Annotated in this window: 18 protein-coding genes; 14 read left to right on the top strand and 4 right to left on the bottom strand. The window is 59.0% G+C overall.

All coding sequences use genetic code 11. The annotated features are described in order from the left end of the window. The first annotated feature begins 280 nt into the window (after positions 1 to 280). Complete coding sequence (gene metJ / locus AFK65_RS00680; protein ID WP_004385727.1) at positions 281 to 598, top strand: met regulon transcriptional regulator MetJ; 318 nt, start codon at positions 281 to 283, stop codon at positions 596 to 598. 92 nt (positions 599 to 690) lie between these two features. Here the strand turns inward: metJ and rpmE are convergent, their stop codons facing one another. Continuing rightward, positions 691 to 903 (bottom strand): 50S ribosomal protein L31, encoded by a 213-nt coding sequence (rpmE, locus tag AFK65_RS00675; RefSeq protein WP_004385728.1) that lies wholly within the window; start codon positions 901 to 903, stop codon positions 691 to 693. Positions 904 to 1,106: 203 nt separating this feature from the next. Between rpmE and priA the strand changes: the two genes are divergently transcribed. From priA to rraA, 7 genes are all read left to right on the top strand, one after another. After that, complete coding sequence (gene priA, locus AFK65_RS00670; RefSeq protein ID WP_007704211.1) at positions 1,107 to 3,302, top strand: primosomal protein N'; 2,196 nt, start codon at positions 1,107 to 1,109, stop codon at positions 3,300 to 3,302. Positions 3,303 to 3,459: 157 nt separating this feature from the next. Then, positions 3,460 to 4,494: a DNA-binding transcriptional regulator CytR gene (cytR, locus tag AFK65_RS00665; RefSeq protein WP_007704209.1), complete on the top strand. Its 1,035-nt coding sequence runs from the start codon at positions 3,460 to 3,462 to the stop codon at positions 4,492 to 4,494. An 86-nt stretch (positions 4,495 to 4,580) separates the two neighbouring features. Next, positions 4,581 to 5,603, top strand: coding sequence for a cell division protein FtsN (gene ftsN / locus AFK65_RS00660; protein ID WP_007704207.1), 1,023 nt, complete (start codon positions 4,581 to 4,583; stop codon positions 5,601 to 5,603). A 91-nt stretch (positions 5,604 to 5,694) separates the two neighbouring features. Further along, complete coding sequence (gene hslV / locus AFK65_RS00655) at positions 5,695 to 6,225, top strand: ATP-dependent protease subunit HslV (protein ID WP_007704206.1); 531 nt, start codon at positions 5,695 to 5,697, stop codon at positions 6,223 to 6,225. A gap of 9 nt (positions 6,226 to 6,234) precedes the next feature. Next, positions 6,235 to 7,569, top strand: a complete 1,335-nt coding sequence (hslU, locus tag AFK65_RS00650) for an HslU--HslV peptidase ATPase subunit (protein WP_007704204.1) — start codon at positions 6,235 to 6,237, stop codon at positions 7,567 to 7,569. Between the two features lie 176 nt (positions 7,570 to 7,745). Then, positions 7,746 to 8,678: a 1,4-dihydroxy-2-naphthoate polyprenyltransferase gene (menA, locus tag AFK65_RS00645; RefSeq protein ID WP_038858399.1), complete on the top strand. Its 933-nt coding sequence runs from the start codon at positions 7,746 to 7,748 to the stop codon at positions 8,676 to 8,678. Positions 8,679 to 8,770: 92 nt separating this feature from the next. Continuing rightward, on the top strand, positions 8,771 to 9,256 hold the full coding sequence (gene rraA / locus AFK65_RS00640; protein WP_007704196.1) for a ribonuclease E activity regulator RraA: 486 nt from the start codon (positions 8,771 to 8,773) through the stop codon (positions 9,254 to 9,256). A 50-nt stretch (positions 9,257 to 9,306) separates the two neighbouring features. Here rraA and zapB read toward each other — a convergent pair whose 3' ends face one another. Further along, complete coding sequence (zapB, locus tag AFK65_RS00635; protein ID WP_007779254.1) at positions 9,307 to 9,546, bottom strand: septal ring assembly protein ZapB; 240 nt, start codon at positions 9,544 to 9,546, stop codon at positions 9,307 to 9,309. A 435-nt stretch (positions 9,547 to 9,981) separates the two neighbouring features. Between zapB and AFK65_RS00630 the strand changes: the two genes are divergently transcribed. From AFK65_RS00630 to AFK65_RS00620, 3 genes are all read left to right on the top strand, one after another. Then, positions 9,982 to 10,830 carry an MIP/aquaporin family protein gene (locus tag AFK65_RS00630; protein ID WP_007704192.1) on the top strand — a complete coding sequence of 283 codons (849 nt, stop codon included), beginning with the start codon at positions 9,982 to 9,984 and terminating at the stop codon, positions 10,828 to 10,830. Positions 10,831 to 10,848: 18 nt separating this feature from the next. After that, positions 10,849 to 12,366: a glycerol kinase GlpK gene (gene glpK / locus AFK65_RS00625; RefSeq protein ID WP_007798050.1), complete on the top strand. Its 1,518-nt coding sequence runs from the start codon at positions 10,849 to 10,851 to the stop codon at positions 12,364 to 12,366. 131 nt (positions 12,367 to 12,497) lie between these two features. Then, positions 12,498 to 12,860: a YibL family ribosome-associated protein gene (locus AFK65_RS00620; protein ID WP_007704180.1), complete on the top strand. Its 363-nt coding sequence runs from the start codon at positions 12,498 to 12,500 to the stop codon at positions 12,858 to 12,860. Positions 12,861 to 12,969: 109 nt separating this feature from the next. On the opposite strand, the gene AFK65_RS00615 is transcribed toward AFK65_RS00620, so the two are convergent. Next, positions 12,970 to 13,176: a hypothetical protein gene (locus tag AFK65_RS00615; protein ID WP_007704175.1), complete on the bottom strand. Its 207-nt coding sequence runs from the start codon at positions 13,174 to 13,176 to the stop codon at positions 12,970 to 12,972. Next, a complete protein-coding gene (locus tag AFK65_RS00610; protein ID WP_007704173.1) occupies positions 13,166 to 13,486 on the bottom strand; it encodes a type II toxin-antitoxin system RelE/ParE family toxin in 321 nt (106 codons plus the stop codon). Before AFK65_RS00610 ends, AFK65_RS00615 begins: the two co-directional genes overlap by 11 nt. A 403-nt stretch (positions 13,487 to 13,889) precedes the next feature. On the opposite strand from AFK65_RS00610, the gene lldP reads away from it, so the two are divergent. Genes lldP through lldD form a run of 3 tightly spaced genes read left to right on the top strand, consistent with a single transcriptional unit; the run spans position 13,890 to position 17,532 of the window. Beyond that, positions 13,890 to 15,545, top strand: a complete 1,656-nt coding sequence (lldP, locus tag AFK65_RS00605) for an L-lactate permease (protein WP_007704170.1) — start codon at positions 13,890 to 13,892, stop codon at positions 15,543 to 15,545. Beyond that, positions 15,542 to 16,330, top strand: coding sequence for a transcriptional regulator LldR (gene lldR, locus AFK65_RS00600; RefSeq protein WP_007704167.1), 789 nt, complete (start codon positions 15,542 to 15,544; stop codon positions 16,328 to 16,330). Before lldP ends, lldR begins: the two co-directional genes overlap by 4 nt. After that, positions 16,327 to 17,532: an FMN-dependent L-lactate dehydrogenase LldD gene (lldD, locus tag AFK65_RS00595; RefSeq protein WP_038858401.1), complete on the top strand. Its 1,206-nt coding sequence runs from the start codon at positions 16,327 to 16,329 to the stop codon at positions 17,530 to 17,532. Before lldR ends, lldD begins: the two co-directional genes overlap by 4 nt. The last annotated feature ends 141 nt before the right edge of the window (positions 17,533 to 17,673 follow it).

Here is a 17,673-nt window from a genome sequence, read left to right as displayed (position 1 = left end):
ATGAGTCGTTTCCTGGCATTATCGGAGAAAAGTCAGGTGACAGAGTAAACATTGCCAATATAGACGTCAATACATCTGGACATCTAAACTTCTTTGCGTATAGATTGAGCAAAACAGGATTAGCCGTTAAAATTATGTGTTTTATAGGGTAGTGATGCAGCATCGGTACGGAAGTCACGGTATTATTCTACGCTGCTGAACAACAGACTATCGGGTTAAGACCGTGAGACCTATCCGGTTTTAATCTTTTTCTAATGACTGAGAGGATTAAAGGTATCTCATGGCTGAATGGAACGGCGAATATATCAGCCCCTACGCTGAGCACGGCAAGAAGAGTGAACAGGTCAAAAAAATTACGGTTTCCATTCCTCTGAAGGTGTTAAAAATCCTCACCGATGAACGCACCCGTCGTCAGGTGAATAACCTGCGCCATGCCACCAACAGCGAGCTGCTGTGCGAGGCTTTCCTTCACGCCTTTACCGGCCAGCCCTTGCCGGACGACGATGACCTGCGTAAAGAGCGCAGCGATGAGATCCCGGAAGAGGCCAAGGTAATCATGCGTGAAATGGGTATCGACCCGGATACCTGGGAATACTGATTCGCATCAACGACAAAGGCGCCCACCGGCGCCTTTGTTTTATGCTCGAGAGCAACAAAAAAGGCGCCGTCTGGCGCCTTTTTTCGGGAAACTTATTTGCTGCCCGGGATGCTGAAGCGTTTGTTGAAACGCTCAACACGACCACCGGTATCAACAACACGCTGTTTACCAGTGAAGAACGGGTGGCAGTTGCCGCACACGTCCAGGTTCAGGTCGTGGCCAACGGTGGAGCGAGTTTTGATCACGTTACCGCAGGAGCAGGTAGCGGTGATTTCAACATATTTCGGGTGAATATCTTTTTTCATGGGAAACCTCAGTTAAGGCCGCGTCGCTCTTCCAGCCCTTACGCCAGACACCACGCGATGTTGATAAAGTCGGTTTGATACTTTTAAAGGGCATCAAAGGCGGAGAATCATACAGAAAATAACCGCCCCATGCAAACTGATCCGCAAATTGATGAACACACAGTGTACACTATCACGCTCCTTTTCTCAGCCCGGATGCCTTCATGCCTGTCGCCCGCGTCGCTCTGCCCGTTCCGCTTGCCCGCACCTTTGACTATCTGCTGCCCGATGCCATGACGGCGGCGGCGGGCTGTCGCGTGCGCGTGCCGTTCGGCCGCCAGCAGCGCGTCGGCGTGGTCGTGGCAGTTGGCGATGAGAGCGAGCTGCCGCTTGATGAGCTAAAAAGCGTGGTGGAGGTGCTGGACAGCGAATCGCTCTACCCGCCTGTGCTCTGGCGTATGCTGCTGTGGGCGGCCGATTATTATCATCACCCGATTGGCGAAGTACTCTTCCACGCGCTGCCGGTGCTGTTGCGCCAGGGCAAACCCGCCAGCCATGCGCCGCTCTGGTACTGGTTCGCCACCGAAGAGGGCCAGGCGGTCGATCTCAACAGCCTCAAGCGTTCGCCAAAGCAGCAGCAGGCGCTGGCGGCGCTGCGCCAGGGCAGGCTCTGGCGGCATGAAGTGGCGCAGATGGCGTTTAACGACGCCGCGCTTCAGGCGCTGCGCGCCAAAGGGCTGTGCGAGCTTGGCAGCGAGCTGCCGCCGGTCGCCGACTGGCGCGGTCAGTTTTCGGTATCCGGCGACAGGCTGCGGCTCAATACCGAGCAGGCGACGGCGGTGGGCGCCATTCGCGGCGAAGCCGATAACTTCTGCGCCTGGCTGCTGGCGGGCGTGACCGGCTCCGGGAAAACCGAAGTCTATTTAAGCGTGCTCGAAAACACGCTCGCGCAGGGCAAACAGGCGCTGGTGCTGGTGCCGGAAATCGGCCTCACACCCCAGACCATCGCCCGCTTTCGCGAGCGTTTCAACGCGCCCGTCGAGGTGCTGCACTCGGCGCTGAACGACAGCGAGCGGCTGGCGGCCTGGCTGAAAGCCAAAAGCGGCGAGGCGGCGATTGTCATCGGCACGCGCTCGGCGCTGTTCACGCCCTTTAAAAACCTCGGGGTGATCGTTATCGATGAAGAGCACGACAGCTCTTATAAACAGCAGGAAGGCTGGCGCTATCACGCGCGCGATCTGGCGGTCTACCGGGCGCACAGCGAGCAGATCCCGATTATTTTAGGCTCCGCGACGCCGGCGCTGGAGACGCTGCACAACGTGCGCCAGCGTAAATACCGCGTGCTGAAGCTGACGCACCGCGCGGGCAACGCGCGCCCGGCGCAGCAGCATGTACTGGATCTGAAAGGCCAGCCGCTCCAGGCGGGCCTCGCGCCTGCGCTGGTCGCCCGGATGCGTCAGCATTTGCAGGCGGATAACCAGGTGATTCTGTTTCTTAACCGCCGCGGCTTCGCGCCCGCGCTGCTCTGCCACGACTGCGGCTGGATAGCCGAATGCCCGCGCTGCGATCACTACTACACGCTGCATCAGTCACAGCATCAGCTGCGCTGCCACCATTGCGACAGTCAGCGACCCGTGCCGCGCCAGTGCCCGCAGTGCGGCTCCACGCATCTGGTGCCGGTGGGGCTTGGCACCGAACAGCTGGAACAGAGCCTGGCGCCGTTATTCCCCGGCGTGCCGCTGTCGCGTATCGACCGCGACACGACCAGCCGTAAGGGCGCGCTCGAAGAGCAACTGGCGGAAGTTCACCGCGGCGGCGCGCGCATTCTTATCGGCACCCAGATGCTGGCCAAAGGCCATCACTTCCCCGATGTCACGCTGGTGGCACTGCTGGATGTCGACGGCGCGCTGTTCTGCGCCGATTTCCGCTCGGCGGAGCGTTTCGCCCAGCTCTACACGCAGGTGGCGGGTCGCGCCGGACGCGCAGGTAAACAGGGCGAAGTGGTGCTCCAGACGCACCACCCGGAACATCCGCTGTTACAGACGCTGCTGCATCAGGGTTATGACGCATTTGCCGATCAGGCGCTCGCCGAGCGCGGCAGCGTCTCGCTTCCGCCCTACAGCAGCCATATTTTGATTCGCGCGGAAGATCACCATAACCAGGACGCGCCAGCGTTTCTCCAGCAGCTGCGCAATCTGCTTCAGGCCAGCCCGCTTGCCGATCAAAAACTCTGGCTGCTCGGCCCGGTGCCTGCGCTGCAGCCCAAACGCGGCGGACGCTATCGCTGGCAGTTGCTGCTGCAACACCCGTCGCGCTTACAGTTGCAACGAATTGTCGCGGGCAGCCTGCCGCTGGTGGGCACGCTTCCCGCCGCCCGTAAAGTGAAATGGACGCTCGACGTCGACCCGACCGAAGGCTGAACCGCGCCCCGCTTCTGCGAAACGGATCGTAAAATTTAATATCCGTCACATCTCCGATGTAATTTTTGTAACTGGCGCGCCCAATATCTGCTAAGAATGTGAGGCGTGTCAGATTACAGGACGAGTCTGCGCCCGCGGACCGCTACGAGGAGATGAAGTGAAGTCCAAAAAGCAGGTTGCCGCCGCAACCATGAAAGATGTCGCCGTTCGCGCCAGGGTCTCTACCGCGACGGTATCCCGTGCGTTAATGAACCCCGAGAAAGTCTCACAGGCCACCCGCAACCGCGTGGAGCAGGCCGCCATTGACGTGGGTTATCTGCCCGGATCGCTCAACCGTAACCTGAAGCGCAACGAATCGCGCACCATTCTGGTGATTGTCCCGGACATCTGCGATCCGTTTTTCAGCGAAATCATTCGTGGTATTGAAGTTACCGCGGCGGACCAGGGGTATCTGGTGCTGATTGGCGACTGCGCGCACCAGAACCAGCAGGAAAAAACCTTCATCGATCTCATCATCACCAAACAGATAGACGGCATGCTGCTGCTGGGCTCGCGTCTGCCGTTCGACGCCAGCAAAGAAGAGCAGCGCAATCTGCCGCCGATGGTAATGGCGAACGAATTCGCGCCGGAGCTGGAGTTGCCGACGGTGCATATCGACAACCTTACCGCCGCCTTCAACGCCGTGAACTATCTCCACGAGCTGGGCCATCAGCGTATCGCCTGTATCGCCGGGCCGGAAGAGATGCCGCTGTGCCACTACCGCCTGCAGGGCTATGTTCAGGCGCTGCGCCGCAGCGGCATGACGGTAGACCCGCATTATATCGCCCGCGGCGATTTCACCTATGAAGCGGGCGCGCAGGCGCTGGAACAGCTGTTAAGCCTGCCGCAGCCGCCGACGGCGATTTTCTGCCACAGCGACGTGATGGCGCTCGGCGCGCTGTCGATGGCGAAACGCCGCGGCTTCCGCGTGCCGGACGATCTCTCCATCATCGGCTTTGATAACATTGCGTTAGCGGAGTTTTGCGATCCGCCGCTCACCACCGTGGCCCAGCCGCGTTTTGATATCGGCCGCGAAGCCATGCTGTTACTGCTCAGCCAGCTCAATGGACATACCGTCAGCAGCGGCTCGCGTCTGCTGGACTGCGAGCTGGTGCTGCGCGGCACCACGCGCGCGCCGAAGCCGCGAAATTAACCGCCTTTAAGACTCCTTATCTGGTCAAAGGCCCGTCCCTTAAGTAACATGGCGGGCTGATAACGAATGGATACAGCGAAACGATAGTGGCACAACGAGATTATGTACGCCGCGGACAGCCGACGCCCGCGCGGCGCAAGAAAACCAGTCCCCGCAAAAAGCAACGTAACCTGCCTGCTGTTTCACCGGCGATGGTCGCTATCGCAGCGGCGGCGCTGGTCGCCTTTATTGGCGGTCTGTACTTTATTACGCATCACAAGAAAGAAGAGTCGGAAACCCTGCCGGGCCATAAAGTCACGGGCAATGGTCTGCCGCCTAAGCCTGAAGAGCGCTGGCGCTATATTAAAGAGCTGGAGAGCCGCCAGCCTGGCGTGCTGAAGCCGACCGAGCCTTCCGCCGGCGGCGAAATCATGAATCAGGATCAACTGACCAACGAACAGCGTCAGTTGCTCGATCAGATGCAGGCGGATATGCGCCAGCAGCCGACGCAGCTTAATGAAGTGCCGTGGAACGAACAGACCCCGGCGCAGCGCCAGCAGACGCTGCAACGCCAGAAGCAGCTTCAGCAGCAACAGCAGATGCAGCAGTGGAATAACACGGCGCAACAGCCGGTACGCACCGCGCCGCGCACGGAAGCCCCGCGCGCAGAAACGCGTTATCAGCAGCCGCAGACCCGCACCGTGCAGACGCAGCAGCCCGCGCGCACCACGACGCCTGCGCAACCGCCGCGTCAGCCGCAGGCGAACAGCGCGCCGTATCAGGATCTGCTCCAGACGCCGCCGCATACCACTACGCAGCGTGAAACCGCCCAGAGCAAGCCTGCGCAAACCGCGCCGGTGACGCGTGAGACGGAAGCCGCGAAACCGGCCGAGAAGAAAGACGATCGCCGCTGGATGGTGCAGTGCGGTTCGTTTAAAGGCACCGAGCAGGCGGAAACCGTGCGCGCCCAGCTGGCGTTTGAAGGGTTTGACTCACGCATTACGTCCAACAATGGCTGGAACCGCGTGGTGATTGGCCCGATTAAAGGCAAAGACAATGCCGACGGTACGCTCAACCGCCTGAAGATGGCGGGTCACTCAAACTGCATTCGTCTCGCCTCCGGGGGTTGAAACCCCCAAAACATCCCCCATCTATAATTGCATTCTGCCCTGCATCACCCGCAGGGCGCTGTCTTCAGCTTATGCAATAAGGGGTTTGCTCGTGACAACAATAGTAAGTGTGCGCCGCAACGGCCATGTAGTGATCGGTGGCGACGGCCAGGCCACCCTGGGCAACACCGTAATGAAAGGCAACGTGAAAAAAGTCCGCCGTCTGTATAACGATAAAGTTATCGCGGGCTTTGCCGGCGGCACCGCCGACGCCTTTACCCTCTTTGAACTCTTTGAACGCAAACTGGAAATGCACCAGGGCCATCTGGTGAAAGCCGCCGTGGAACTGGCGAAAGACTGGCGTACCGACCGTATGCTGCGCCGTCTTGAAGCCCTGCTGGCGGTTGCCGACGAAAACGCCTCGCTGATTATTACCGGCAACGGCGACGTCGTGCAGCCGGAAAACGATCTGATCGCCATTGGTTCCGGCGGGCCTTACGCGCAGGCTGCGGCACGCGCGCTGCTGGAAAATACCGAGCTTGGCGCTCGTGACATCGTCGAGAAGTCGCTGGGGATTGCGGGCGATATCTGCATCTACACCAACCACTTCCTCACCATCGAAGAATTGAACTCCAAAGCGTAAGGACCCTACATGTCTGAAATGACCCCACGCGAGATTGTCAGCGAACTCGACAAACACATTATCGGTCAGGACGCGGCGAAGCGTTCTGTCGCTATCGCGCTGCGTAACCGCTGGCGCCGTATGCAGCTTAACGAAGAGCTGCGCCATGAAGTGACCCCGAAAAACATCCTGATGATCGGCCCGACCGGCGTCGGTAAAACCGAAATTGCCCGTCGTCTGGCGAAGCTCGCCAACGCGCCGTTCATCAAAGTGGAAGCGACCAAATTCACTGAAGTGGGTTATGTCGGTAAAGAAGTGGATTCCATCATCCGCGATCTGACCGATTCCGCCATTAAAATGGTGCGTATGCAGTCAATTGAGAAAAACCGCTACCGCGCCGAAGAGATGGCCGAAGAGCGCATTCTCGACGTGCTGATCCCGCCGGCCAAAAACAACTGGGGCCAGCCGGAACAGCAGCAGGAGCCGTCCGCCGCGCGTCAGGCGTTCCGCAAAAAACTGCGCGAAGGCGAGCTCGACGACAAAGAGATTGAAATCAATCTGGCCGCGGCGCCGATGGGCGTCGAAATCATGGCGCCTCCGGGCATGGAAGAGATGACCAGCCAGCTGCAGTCCATGTTCCAGAACCTGGGCGGCCAGAAGCAAAAACCGCGCAAGCTGAAAATCAAAGACGCGATGAAACTGCTGGTGGAAGAAGAAGCCGCCAAGCTGGTGAATCCGGAAGAGCTGAAAGAACAGGCTATCGAAGCCGTTGAGCAACACGGCATCGTGTTCATCGACGAAATCGATAAAATCTGTAAGCGCGGCGGCAACGTTTCCGGCCCGGATGTCTCCCGTGAAGGCGTACAGCGCGACCTGCTGCCGCTGGTGGAAGGCTGCACCGTCTCCACCAAACACGGCATGGTGAAAACCGACCACATTCTGTTTATCGCCTCCGGCGCGTTCCAGGTGGCGAGCCCGTCCGATCTGATCCCGGAACTTCAGGGTCGTCTGCCGATCCGCGTTGAGCTGCAGGCGCTCACCGCTGACGATTTCGAGCGCATCCTGACCGAGCCGAACGCCTCTGTCACCGTCCAGTACAAAGCGCTGATGGAAACCGAAGGCGTGAATATCGAGTTCACCGACGACGGCATCAAGCGTATCGCCCAGGCGGCGTGGCAGGTGAACGAAACCACGGAAAACATCGGCGCGCGCCGTCTGCACACGGTGCTGGAGCGCCTGATGGAAGATATCTCCTATGACGCGAGCGATCTGGGCGGTCAGACGATTACTATCGACGCGGATTATGTGAGCAAACACCTGGATGCGCTGGTCGCAGATGAAGATCTGAGCCGTTTTATCTTATAATCGCGCTCAACGCATTTTCATCACTTTTGGTGAGGGCTTTTGCTCTGCCGGGGTGAGGTGCGGTAAGGCGGCAAGTCTGTTCCCGGCGTTCGCGCGCCGGGTGATTCAGGCGACGCCAGCCATCCGCAGCTTCATCCGGCAGGCGAGCCCTCATTTTTATTGGCTCAGATCCGTTTATGAATACATCCACACCATCGTTAAGCCGTACCCAGGCCTGGCTTGAAAGCCTGCGTCCGCGCACGCTGCCGCTGGCGTTTTCCGCTATTCTCGTCGGCAGCGCGCTCGCAGCCTGGCAGGGCTATTTCGATCCCGTGATTACGCTGCTGGCGCTGCTGACCGCCGGGCTGCTGCAAATTCTGTCCAACCTTGCCAACGATTATGGCGACGCCGTCAAAGGCAGCGATCAGCCGGACCGCCTCGGCCCGCTGCGCGGTATGCAAAAAGGGGCCATCACCGCGCCGCAGATGAAGCACGCCATTCAGCTCACCGTGGCGCTGATTTGTATCTCCGGGCTGGCGCTGGTGTATGTCGCCTGCCGCAGCATGGCGGATGTGCTCGGGTTCCTGGCGCTCGGCGCGCTCTCTATCCTCGCCGCCATTACCTACACCGTCGGCACGCGCCCTTACGGTTATATGGGCCTTGGCGATATCTCCGTGCTGGTTTTCTTCGGCTGGCTGAGCGTGCTCGGCAGCTGGTATCTCCAGGCCCATACGCTGATCGCGCCGGTCTGGCTGCCCGCGACCGCCTGCGGATTACTGGCCGCGGCAGTGCTCAATATCAATAACCTGCGCGATATCGACAGCGATCGCCGCAACGGCAAGAACACGCTGGCGGTGCGCCTCGGCCCCGTCGTCGCCCGCCGTTACCATGTGGGGCTGTTAGTCGGCGCGCTGGGCTGCCTCGCGGCGTTTAATCTGCTGTGGCTGCACAGTCCCTGGGGCTGGCTGTTTCTGCTCGCCACGCCGCTGCTGGCGCGCCAGGCGCGTTTTGTGCTGCGCGAAACCGAGCCTGCGGCGATGCGCCCGATGCTTGAGCGCACGGTCAAAGCGGCGCTGCTGGTGAATCTGCTGTTTATCATCGGGCTTATCGTCAGCCAGCCTCTGCGTTAACTGACCCGCATCAATTAACAATTGATGATTTTGCCAACAGCGCGCGTTAAGCGATATACTGACAGCTCTTGCAGCAACTGAACGTTAAACCTATGAAATACGATACTTCTGAGCTTTGTGACATCTACCAGGAAGAGGTCAACGTTGTGGAGCCTCTGTTCTCCAACTTCGGCGGTCGCTCTTCTTTTGGCGGGCAAATCATCACGGTGAAATGTTTCGAGGACAACGGGTTGCTGTATGAGCTGCTCGAAGAAAATGGCCGCGGACGCGTTTTACTGGTAGATGGCGGCGGTTCGGTACGCCGCGCCCTGATCGATGCGGAACTGGCGCGCCTTGCGGTGCAGAATGAATGGGAAGGAGTTGTCGTCTACGGCGCGGTGCGTCAGGTGGACGATCTGGCGGAGCTGGATGTCGGCATCCAGGCGCTGGCGGCGATCCCGGTGGGCGCTGCGGGCGAAGGCATCGGCGAAAGCGACGTGCGCGTTAACTTCGGCGGCGTGACCTTCTTCTCCGGCGACCATCTCTACGCCGACAATACCGGTATTATCCTTTCTGAAGATCCGCTGGATATCGAGTAACAAAAACGGGCGCCCTGAGCGCCCGTTCTTTTTGGTTCAAAGTGCGGTAATCACACTTCTTCCATTTTTCCCAGCAGCGCCTGCAGGCGTTCCTGCCAGACATGCTGCTGTTCGCGCAGCTGGTGGTTTTCGTGCTCCAGCGCTTCGCGGCTGCCCTGGGCGTTCTGAACTTCCTGAGCAAGTTGATTGTTCTTGTCTTTCAGCTCTTCGATTTCCATCTGCAGCAGGGTGATAGTATCAACAGCCTGCTGTACTTTGGCTTCCAGTTTCTCAAACACTTCAAATGACATCGTCCTACCTCTCCTGAATTGCAAGGCGTTGATGGATAACTATCCTCGTCCCGGTGCCCGGCGACGCCTTAAATTAATCTGTGCGCACAACACTAGTCCCGATTGTATGAAGCCCTTGTGCCCCTGTCCAGCGACAACCCGCACGGATTGCGGTTTGCGCGCTTTTTCAGTCTAAACCGAGTGTATTCGCGACACGCCAGGGTAAATTGTTAACATATGCGTTAATGAAATGATTCAGCTCTCACTTCACCTTGTCCGAAAAACACGCCAATGAGCGCGAAAACGCTCATTTTCTTGACGTGACACACACATTTTAATTTCGATATTTCTCGTTTTTGTTCGTTAACGATAAGTTAACACCATGTCTACATGACATCGTGGTCGTCTTCGACATCACGCTTACAATAATCATCAATTAGCCTTCAGGACCCGATTATGAGTCAAACATCAACCTTAAAAGGCGAGTGCATCGCCGAATTCCTCGGTACCGGGTTGTTGATTTTCTTTGGCGTGGGCTGCGTGGCGGCGCTGAAAGTGGCAGGAGCCAGTTTCGGTCAGTGGGAAATCAGCATCATCTGGGGTCTGGGCGTGGCGATGGCCATCTACCTGACCGCAGGCGTTTCCGGCGCGCATCTTAACCCGGCGGTAACCATCGCGTTGTGGCTGTTTGCCTGTTTCGACGGGCGCAAAGTGGTACCTTTTATTATTTCTCAGTTTGCCGGCGCCTTTTGCGCAGCGGCGTTAGTTTACGGGCTTTACTACAATCTTTTCCTCGATTACGAACAGACTCACCACATGGTTCGCGGCAGCGTCGAAAGTCTCGATCTGGCCGGTATTTTCTCCACCTATCCAAACCCGCACATCAACCTGGTTCAGGCGTTTGCGGTTGAAATGATCATTACCGCCATTCTGATGGGCGTTATCCTGGCGCTGACCGACGACGGCAACGGCATTCCGCGCGGCCCTCTGGCGCCGCTGCTGATTGGCCTGCTGATTGCGGTTATCGGCGCGTCAATGGGCCCGCTGACCGGCTTCGCCATGAACCCGGCGCGCGATTTAGGACCGAAGGCGTTCGCGTGGCTCGCAGGCTGGGGTAACGTGGCCTTTACCGGCGGGCGTGATATTCCTTACTTCCTGGTGCCGGCCCTGGGCCCGGTCGTCGGCGCGGCGCTTGGCGCGTTTGGCTACCGCAAACTGATTGGCCGCCATTTACCGTGCGATGCCTGCGAGCCAGAAGCGGATAAACCTTCTGCCACCAGCGCACAACAGAAAGCTTCGCTGTAACCGATTTACGGGATAAAAATGATGACTACAGAAAAAAAATATATCGTTGCGCTCGACCAGGGTACAACCAGTTCCCGCGCCGTCGTGCTGGATCATGACGCCAACATCGTCAGCGTCTCCCAGCGTGAATTTGAACAGATCTATCCCCGTCCAGGCTGGGTAGAACACGACCCGATGGAAATCTGGGCCTCCCAGAGCTCCACGCTGGTGGAAGCCCTCGCGAAAGCGGATATCAGTTCGGATCAAATTGCCGCTATCGGCATTACCAACCAGCGCGAAACCGCGGTGGTCTGGGAGCGCGAAACCGGCAAACCGATTCATAACGCGATTGTCTGGCAGTGCCGCCGTACCTCCGAGATTTGCGAGAAGCTGAAACGCGACGGCATGGAAGATTACGTACGCCAGGCGACGGGCCTCGTAATCGATCCGTACTTCTCCGGCACCAAAGTGAAGTGGATCCTCGACCACGTCGACGGCGCCCGCGAGCGCGCGAAGCGCGGCGAACTGCTGTTCGGCACCGTCGATACCTGGCTTATCTGGAAAATGACCCAGGGCCGCGTGCATGTCACCGACTACACCAACGCCTCGCGCACCATGCTGTTCAACATCCACGAGCTTGACTGGGATGACAGAATGCTGGAGGCGCTGGATATTCCGCGCGCCATGCTGCCACAGGTGCGTAAGTCGTCTGAAGTGTACGGCCAGACCAACATCGGCGGTAAAGGCGGTACCCGTATTCCTATCGCCGGCATCGCAGGCGACCAGCAGGCGGCGCTGTTTGGCCAGCTCTGCGTGAAAGAAGGGATGGCGAAAAACACCTACGGCACCGGCTGCTTTATGCTGATGAACACCGGCGAAAAAGCGGTGGCCTCCACCCACGGCCTGCTGACCACCATCGCCTGCGGCCCGCGCGGTGAAGTGAACTATGCGCTGGAAGGCGCGGTGTTTATGGCGGGCGCGTCAATCCAGTGGCTGCGCGACGAGATGAAGCTTATCAGCGACGCGTTTGACTCCGAATATTTCGCGACCAAAGTGAAAGACACCAACGGCGTCTATGTGGTACCGGCGTTTACCGGCCTCGGCGCGCCCTACTGGGACCCGTATGCCCGCGGCGCGATTTTCGGCCTCACCCGCGGCGTGAACTCGAACCATATTATTCGCGCGACGCTGGAATCCATCGCCTACCAGACCCGCGACGTGCTGGAAGCGATGCAGGCGGATTCCGGTATTCGTCTGCACGCGCTGCGCGTGGACGGCGGCGCCGTGGCGAACAACTTCCTGATGCAGTTCCAGTCTGACATTCTCGGCACTCGCGTGGAGCGCCCGGAAGTGCGTGAAGTCACCGCGCTGGGCGCGGCCTATCTGGCTGGCCTTGCGGTGGGTTACTGGCAGAACCTGGATGAACTCCAGGAAAAAGCGGTGATTGAGCGTGAATTCCGCCCGGGTATTGAAACCACCGAGCGTAACTACCGCTACGAAGGCTGGCGCAAGGCGGTCAAACGCGCCATGGCCTGGGAAGAGCACGACAAAGAGTAAGCGTTAACCTCATTGGTATCCCCCCTTTTCTCCCGCCTTCGGGCGGGAGACTTTTCCCGCTTTTTTCATTCGTCCCCCGCAATTAGTGTATCCTTTGCAGCAATACCCCCCTTTTCTGATGGTTTGTGTGAATGAAAGAGATCGAAAAAGCTGAAATTAAACGCCTGAGCGACCGCCTTGATGCCGTACGTCACCAGCAGGCCGCCGTTTCCCTGACGGAAGCTGCCGATAAATACGCGGAGCTGGAGCAGGAGATCGCCACGCTGGAAGCGGAAATCGCGCGCCTGAAAGATGTGCGTACCGATAAGCTCAGCAAAGAAGCGCAGAAGCTGATGGCGATGCCGTTTAAACGCCCTATCACCAAAAAAGAGCAGGCCGATATGGGCAAGCTGAAGAAAAGCGTGCGCGGGCTGGTGGTCGTTCACCCGATGACCGCGCTGGGTCGTGAAATGGGCCTGAAAGAGATGACAGGCTTTGCAAAAAGCGAGTTTTAAGCGTGGCGGGCCGTCGTCTGGCGGCCGTATTTAACCGAGAGAGAGTTTTAACGTAACGCCGCAGGCCTGCGCATAGCTTTGAAGCTTGTCGGCGCTGGCGCCCAGGGCATTATTTTCCAGTTGGCTGGCTTCTGGCCGTGATACTCCCGTTTTTTTCAGCCACGTTGTTTTTTGTGAGGCCTGCCTGCGTACACATTGCAATAAGCAGGGCGCTGAGTTCCTCTTCCCGTATTTGCTGCTCGTAAGCTGCCTGAACCGCCGCGTTTCCTAAGGCGCAGGCTTTCACCTGCGCAAAGGTGACTCCTTTAACCGACATGGCTGAGCTCCTCTAATCGTTTGAGTGCAATTTCGATTTCACACTGCGGCGTTTTTTGCGTCTTTTTTATAAAAGTACGCAAAATAAAAATGCGCTGCCCCACCGCGAAAGCAAAAAACGTGCGTGCGATATCTTTACCGCCAACCCGCAGTTCGTACAAGCCCCTGGTCAGCACACGAGTGTCTGGATAACGCAGCCGGAAGCCTTCTCGTTCAAGCTTTTCCAGCCCTCTCAATACCTTCGCCTGTATGAGAGGATCAAGCGCGTAAAGCTCTTCCGCCGCGCCCGGATGAAAAATTAATTCAAACATGACGCGCATCCGTGCATAGGGTCGTTCTCCGGCATCATTCTCTGTTATACCTTCCGGGCTTCCTGCCCATGGAATCAGCAATGATTTTACTGCTGTAAACGAAAGCGAAATGTTTTATGTGCGGGTATTGCGAGATGCCTTCCACGATTTCTCGTTTCGAAGAGGGAGTTACGCTGACTCGCCAGGCATCCCCTGAATTGGCCCTACCAATTCCCCCGCAAACTTACCGCCCACTCACAAAACCCCAAAAAAGCGTAACCAGCGTGTTGCCGACACCTAACAAATGGTTAACCTTTTGTTGTCATTCACCCTACAACAACACATTGGTTGGGCCACTTTTACAAATCCGCGCTAACAGAAGCACAGACTTCCGGCACGAATGAAGGCCCGCAGGAGATTCGCTATGCACCTCTGGCAGCAGAATTACGACCCGGCAGGGAATATCTGGCTATCAAGCCTGATTGCCGCTTTGCCGATCCTGTTTTTCTTTTTCGCGCTGATTAAGCTCAAGCTGAAAGGCTATCTGGCGGCGACCATTACCGTCGTCATCGCGCTGCTGGTGGCGCTCTTTTTCTACAAGATGCCGGCGGAACGCGCGTTCGCGTCCGTGATTTACGGCTTCTTCTACGGCCTGTGGCCTATCGCGTGGATTATCATCGCTGCGGTGTTCGTTTATAAAATTTCGGTGAAAACCGGGCAGTTCGACATCATCCGTTCGTCGATTCTCTCCATCACGCCGGACCAGCGTCTGCAAATGCTGATTGTCGGTTTCTCCTTCGGGGCGTTTCTGGAAGGGGCCGCAGGCTTTGGCGCGCCGGTGGCGATCACCGCCGCGTTGCTGGTGGGGCTTGGCTTTAACCCGCTGTACGCCGCCGGGCTGTGCCTGATTGTGAATACCGCGCCGGTGGCGTTTGGCGCGATGGGCATTCCGATTCTGGTGGCAGGCCAGGTGACCGGCCTCGACAGCTTCCAGATTGGTCAGATGGTGGGCCGTCAGTTGCCGTTCCTGACCATTATCGTACTGTTCTGGATCATGGCGATTATGGACGGCTTGCGCGGCATTAAAGAGACCTGGCCCGCGGTGCTGGTGGCCGGCGGCTCGTTCGCCATCGCCCAGTATTTAAGCTCGAACTTTATCGGGCCGGAGCTGCCGGACATTATCTCCTCGCTGGTGTCGCTGGTCTGCCTGACGCTGTTTCTCAAACGCTGGCAGCCGGTGCGTATTTTCCGCTTCGGCGATATGGGCGCCTCGGTGGTCGATCAGACGCTGGCGCGCAAGAACTACACCGCAGGCCAGGTGGTGCGCGCCTGGACGCCGTTCCTGTTCCTGACCGCCACGGTGACGCTCTGGAGCATTCCGCCGTTTAAAGCGCTGTTCGCCAAAGGCGGCCCGCTCTCAGATCTGGTGTTTAACGTCTCTGTGCCGTTCCTGGATGGCCTGGTGGCCCGCATGCCGCCGGTCGTCGCAAAGGCCACCTCCTACGCGGCGGTCTACAAATTCGACTGGCTCTCCGCCACCGGCACCGCGATTTTCGTGGCGGCTATCATTTCGATTATCTGGCTGCGCATGAAGCCGAAAGCCGCCGTGGAAACCTTCGGTCAGACGATGAAAGAGCTGGCGCTGCCGATTTACTCCATCGGCATGGTGCTGGCGTTCGCGTTTATCTCTAACTACTCCGGGCTCTCCTCGACGCTGGCGCTCGCGCTCGCGCACACCAGCAGCGCGTTTCCGTTCTTCTCGCCGTTCCTCGGCTGGCTTGGCGTGTTCCTGACCGGCTCGGATACCTCGTCGAACGCGCTGTTCGCGGCGCTCCAGGCCACGGCGGCGCAGCAGACCGGCGTCTCGGACATTCTGATGGTGGCGGCGAACACTACCGGCGGCGTGACCGGCAAGATGATTTCGCCGCAGTCTATCGCTATCGCCTGCGCGGCGGTGGGGCTGGTGGGCAAAGAGTCCGATCTTTTCCGCTTTACCGTGAAGCACAGCCTGGCGTTCACCTGCATGGTGGGGCTTATCACGCTGCTTCAGGCTTACTACTTTACCTGGATGATCCCATGACATTGATGACCCGGCGACTGGCCGACCATCTGGTGGAGCGCATTCGTGCGCTCATTACCGAGCGCGGGCTGGAAGCCGGAATGCGACTGCCGTCGGAGCGACAGCTCGCGCAGGAGCTTGGCGTCTCGCGCAATTCGCTGCGCGAAGCGTTGCAGATTTTGATTCGCGACGGGCTGCTGATAAGCCGTCGCGGCGGCGGCACCTTTGTGCGCTATCAGCTGGAGCCGTGGTCGGAACAGCGCATCGTCCAGCCCATTCGTAACCTGATGGCGGACGATCCGGGTTATCGCTACGACATTTTAGAAGCGCGCCACGCCATTGAGGCCAGCACCGCGTGGTATGCGGCGCTGCGCGCCACCGCGCAGGATAAAGAAAAGCTGCGCTACTGCTTCGACGCGATGTTGCAGTTTACCGAGCGCGACGACCCGGATCTCGCCTCGCAGGCCGACGTGCGCTTTCACCTGGCGATTGCCGAGGCGTCGCATAACGTGGTGCTGCTCCAGACCATGCGCGGTTTTTTCGATCTGCTGCAGTCGTCGGTGATGGAGAGCCGCCAGCGGATGTATCAGCAGCAGCCGATTTTCGCGCAGCTCACAGGCCAGCACCGCGAGATGCTGGAGGCGATAGAAACCGGCGATGCCGAACGGGCGCGCAACGCGACGCTGCGCCACCTCGGCTTTGTCCACTCCACGATTAAACAGCTTGATGAAGATGTCGCCCGCCAGGCGCGTGTCACCCGCCTGCCCGACGACGTAATGCAACCTTCCAGGGAGAATAAAGAATGATTATTTCCGCAGCCAGCGACTATCGCGCAGCGGCGCAGCGTATCCTGCCGCCGTTTCTGTTTCACTACATCGACGGCGGGGCCTACGCGGAATATACCCTTAAGCGCAACGTGGACGATCTCTCGCAGGTGGCGCTGCGCCAGCGCGTGCTGAAAAATATGTCGGATTTGAGCCTTGAGACGACGCTGTTTAACGAAACGCTCTCGATGCCGGTCGCGCTGGGGCCGGTCGGGTTGTGCGGCATGTACGCGCGTCGCGGCGAAGTTCAGGCGGCGCGCGCGGCCTCGGCGAAAGGCATTCCGTTTACGCTCTCGACGGTATCCGTCTGCCCGATTGAAGAAGTCGCGCCAGTGATGAACCGTCCGATGTGGTTCCAGCTCTATGTGCTGCGCGACCGCGGGTTTATGCGTAACGCGCTGGAGCGCGCCAAAGCGGCGGGCTGCTCAACGCTGGTGTTTACCGTTGATATGCCCACGCCCGGCGCGCGCTACCGCGACGCCCACTCCGGCATGAGCGGCGCCAACGCCGCCATGCGCCGCTACTGGCAGGCGGTGACGCATCCGCAGTGGGCGTGGGACGTGGGCCTGAATGGCCGCCCGCACGATCTCGGCAATATTTCCGCCTACCTTGGCAAGCCGACCGGGCTTGAGGATTACATCGGCTGGCTGGCGAACAATTTCGACCCGTCTATCTCGTGGAAAGACCTGGAGTGGATCCGCGAATTCTGGGACGGCCCGATGGTGATCAAAGGTATCCTCGACCCGGAAGACGCCCGCGACGCGGTGCGCTTCGGCGCCGACGGGATTGTGGTCTCCAACCACGGCGGCCGCCAGCTTGACGGCGTGCTCTCGTCAGCCCGCGCGCTGCCCGCCATCGCCGATGCGGTGAAGGGCGACATCACCATTCTCGCCGACAGCGGCCTCCGCAACGGGCTGGATGTGGTGCGTATGATTGCGCTCGGCGCCGACAGCGTGCTGCTGGGCCGCGCGTACCTTTACGCGCTCGCGACCCACGGCGAGAAAGGCGTGGCGAACCTGCTGAATTTAATTGAGAAGGAGATGCGGGTGGCAATGACGCTGACCGGTGCGAAGTCAATTAAGGAGATCACGCGCGAATCGCTGGTGCCGTCGCCGGAATTTACGTCGGTTCTGGCCGATCTGCCCGCCGCCAGCGCGAAGCCTGAGCAGGATGACGCGGCGTAAAAGTTGGTGATGTGAGGGTGGCGGGGAGAGTCGTGACGGGTAAGTGGCGATGGCGGGTGCGCTTACCCGCCCTACCACGCGCTCTACAACGCATAGAGACGTGTTTCCGTAGGGTGGGTAAGCGCAGCGCACCCACCGTGA

The sequence above is a fragment of the Cronobacter universalis NCTC 9529 genome, assembly GCF_001277175.1.
GTDB lineage: Bacteria > Pseudomonadota > Gammaproteobacteria > Enterobacterales > Enterobacteriaceae > Cronobacter > Cronobacter universalis.
The sequence above is the reverse complement of the archived record's forward strand: the minus strand, read 5'-3'. Positions and strand labels throughout refer to the sequence as shown.

Bases quoted from the DNA above. Each gene is read 5' to 3' on its own strand.
- AFK65_RS00615 (WP_007704175.1), bottom strand. From the start codon at position 13,176: ATGTCGGTTAAAGGAGTCACCTTTGCGCAGGTGAAAGCCTGCGCCTTA.
- lldR (WP_007704167.1), top strand. From the start codon at position 15,542: ATGACATTGATGACCCGGCGACTGGCCGACCATCTGGTGGAGCGCATT.
- rpmE (WP_004385728.1), bottom strand. From the start codon at position 903: ATGAAAAAAGATATTCACCCGAAATATGTTGAAATCACCGCTACCTGC.
- AFK65_RS00620 (WP_007704180.1), top strand. From the start codon at position 12,498: ATGAAAGAGATCGAAAAAGCTGAAATTAAACGCCTGAGCGACCGCCTT.
- lldD (WP_038858401.1), top strand. From the start codon at position 16,327: ATGATTATTTCCGCAGCCAGCGACTATCGCGCAGCGGCGCAGCGTATC.
- priA (WP_007704211.1), top strand. From the start codon at position 1,107: ATGCCTGTCGCCCGCGTCGCTCTGCCCGTTCCGCTTGCCCGCACCTTT.
- hslU (WP_007704204.1), top strand. From the start codon at position 6,235: ATGTCTGAAATGACCCCACGCGAGATTGTCAGCGAACTCGACAAACAC.
- menA (WP_038858399.1), top strand. From the start codon at position 7,746: ATGAATACATCCACACCATCGTTAAGCCGTACCCAGGCCTGGCTTGAA.
- AFK65_RS00630 (WP_007704192.1), top strand. From the start codon at position 9,982: ATGAGTCAAACATCAACCTTAAAAGGCGAGTGCATCGCCGAATTCCTC.
- AFK65_RS00610 (WP_007704173.1), bottom strand. From the start codon at position 13,486: ATGTTTGAATTAATTTTTCATCCGGGCGCGGCGGAAGAGCTTTACGCG.
- rraA (WP_007704196.1), top strand. From the start codon at position 8,771: ATGAAATACGATACTTCTGAGCTTTGTGACATCTACCAGGAAGAGGTC.
- lldP (WP_007704170.1), top strand. From the start codon at position 13,890: ATGCACCTCTGGCAGCAGAATTACGACCCGGCAGGGAATATCTGGCTA.
- glpK (WP_007798050.1), top strand. From the start codon at position 10,849: ATGATGACTACAGAAAAAAAATATATCGTTGCGCTCGACCAGGGTACA.
- zapB (WP_007779254.1), bottom strand. From the start codon at position 9,546: ATGTCATTTGAAGTGTTTGAGAAACTGGAAGCCAAAGTACAGCAGGCT.
- metJ (WP_004385727.1), top strand. From the start codon at position 281: ATGGCTGAATGGAACGGCGAATATATCAGCCCCTACGCTGAGCACGGC.